This window comes from Jatrophihabitans lederbergiae (assembly GCF_031845305.1).
Classification (GTDB): Bacteria; Actinomycetota; Actinomycetes; order Mycobacteriales; family Jatrophihabitantaceae; genus Jatrophihabitans_A; species Jatrophihabitans_A lederbergiae.
In genome coordinates, this window is record NZ_JAVREH010000155.1 from 1 (window position 1) to 1,520 (window position 1,520).

General features: G+C 66.7%; 1 protein-coding gene. It reads left to right on the top strand.

Features of this window, described 5'->3' with window-relative positions; all coding sequences use genetic code 11:
• Positions 1 to 271: 271 nt before the first annotated feature.
• Positions 272 to 1,495: an IS110 family RNA-guided transposase gene (locus tag RM423_RS24680; protein WP_311425685.1), complete on the top strand. Its 1,224-nt coding sequence runs from the start codon at positions 272 to 274 to the stop codon at positions 1,493 to 1,495.
• Positions 1,496 to 1,520: the final 25 nt, after the last annotated feature.

Here is a 1,520-nt window from a genome sequence, read left to right on the forward strand (position 1 = left end):
TAATGGGAGGGCCGGGGTGACCCGGCGGTTCGCGGCGGCTGGCAGGAGCCCCTGAGATTTCACCGGTCCAGGTCGAGTGCAGGGTGGTGGGTGAGCTGCTGACAGGTGACCACTCATTTGACGCAACCGGCCGCTGAGGCCTGAAGGTAGACGGTGGTCCTGTCAGTCGTCGGGTTCGTGATCGGCTGGTGAGATGCCGCGCCTTGAGCGCTCCCATTAGGTCGCCGCGCGGGCTCTCGAGCTCTCCAACCGGGAACTACTCAGGAGGACTATGACGATCACCTGCGGCATCGATTGGGCCGAGGCGCACCACGACGTCGCGCTGATGGACGGCGACGGCAAGGTTGTGGGGCGGCGCAAGATCGACACCGGCGTCGCCGGGTTCGGTGAGCTGATGTCGCTGCTCGCTGAGCATTGCGAGGATCCGACGGTGGTGCCTGTCGCGATCGAGACGGACAAGAACCTGATCGTGGTGGCGCTTCAAACGGCCGGGCTGACGGTCTTTCCGATCAACCCTCGGGCGGTCGCTCGCTACCGCGAACGCCATGGACAGTCGGGCAAGAAGTCTGATCCCGGCGACGCGGCGTTGTTGGCCGATGTGCTGCGCACCGACCGGCATCAGCACCGGCAGTTGCCGTTGATCACTGACGGCGGTCGGGCGGTGAAGGCGCTAGCCCGGCAGCATCAAGAGGCGATTTGGTCCTTGCACCAGATGACCAGCCGGTTGCGTTCGGTGTTGCTGGAGTTCTATCCCCAGGCGCTGCAGGCGTTTCCGAACCTCAAGCACAAGGCAGCGCTGACGGTCCTCACCGCGGCCAGCACCCCGGAGCTCGGGTCGAGGCTGACCGCCCGCAGGATCGTGGCGTTGCTGCAACGATGCGGGCGTCGTAACGATCCCGCTCTCGTCGAGCAGATCCTTACCGATCTCAAGACGGCCGCGCTTCGCCAGCCTGCGGTGGTCGAGGCGGCACTTGGCACCACGGTTGTCGGCCTGCTCGGCATCATCACCGCAATGCACACCGCGGTCGAGCAGCTCCAAACAGCACTGGCTGTGGAGTTCGAGCAACATCCTCTCGCACCGGTGCTCCGGTCAGCGCCTGGCCTCGGGCCGGTACTAGCAGCCCGAGTGCTGGCCGAGGTCGGCGACGACGACAACCGGTTCACCACCGCCGATGGCCTGCGCGCGTTTGCCGGCACGGCACCCGTCACCCGAGCCTCGGGCCGCTCACGCAAGGTCAGCGCACGCCGGGTCCGCAACAAGCGCCTCGCAGACGCCTGCCACTGGTGGGCCTTCGCCGCACTGACGAAATCACCGGGAGCGCGCGCCCACTACGACCGCCGCCGCGCCGCCGGCGACCACCACAACGCCGCCCTGCGCAACCTCGCGAACAAGCTCATCGGCCGCATGTGGTGGTGTCTACAGAACGGTCAACTCTGGGACGAGCACGCCGCCTGGAACGAACTCTCGACGGGCCCCGCTCAGGTCGCTGCTTGACACTCACTCGCGTGGGATGTCTACC

What these genes read in the sequence shown, in the direction of transcription:
- RM423_RS24680 (WP_311425685.1), top strand. Translation starts at nt 272, where the DNA reads ATGACGATCACCTGCGGCATCGATTGGGCCGAGGCGCACCACGACGTC.